Source organism: Oleiphilus sp. HI0061 (assembly GCF_001635675.1).
On the sequence record NZ_LWFE01000561.1, the window covers coordinates 1 to 761 of the forward strand.

General features: G+C 48.9%; 1 protein-coding gene. It reads left to right on the forward strand.

Annotation, left to right across the window (positions count from 1 at the left end; translation table 11 throughout):
* Positions 1-761, forward strand: a 761-nt coding sequence (locus A3735_RS07370; RefSeq protein ID WP_068637845.1) for an RnfABCDGE type electron transport complex subunit D, incomplete at both ends; no start/stop codon positions are given.

A 761-nucleotide genomic window follows, 5' to 3' on the forward strand; every position in this document is an offset into this window, starting at 1 on the left:
GCGCCTTGGTGGGTATCTTTGGTAGCGACAGCATTTGCTATTGTTTTTGCCAAACACTTATACGGAGGAATGGGGTATAACCCCTTTAACCCGGCAATGGTGGGTTATGCTTTGGTGCTGGTATCTTTTCCTGTAGCGATGACGACCAATTGGGCAACACCGCAGACTTTATTGGACTCTCCAGCAACGCTGGGAGCAACGCTTGATGCAATATGGGGTGGTACCATAGCAGATGGTTATAGTGGGGCGACGCCTTTGGATGTCTATAAGCATGAAATTGCACACTCTACTGCGGATGTCGTTCTGCAAAATCCGGTATTTGGTGCCGGATTTTCCTTGGGTTGGGAATGGGTAAATCTGATGTTCCTGGCAGGTGGCCTGGTGTTACTTGTGAAAAAGATCATACCTTGGCAGACGCCTTTGGGAGTAATCCTTGGCTTGGCCTTGCCAGCGCTTGTCTTGGGCTATGATGCAGACCAGTTCGCACCGCTTAGCCTGCATATGCTGTCTGGTGCGACCATGCTGGGAGCTTTCTTTATAGCAACGGATCCCGTTACCTCATGTACCACGACTCGTGGCCGTTTGATTTTTGGTATTGGTATCGGTTTACTGACCTATATTATTCGCGTTTATGGTGCATACCCTGATGCCTTTGCTTTCGCTGTGCTATTGATGAATTTTGCAGCACCCCTGATTGATGTTTATACGCAGCCAAGAACTTATGGCTATGAGTCGGCAAAACGCGGCGCCAAGCAGAAAGA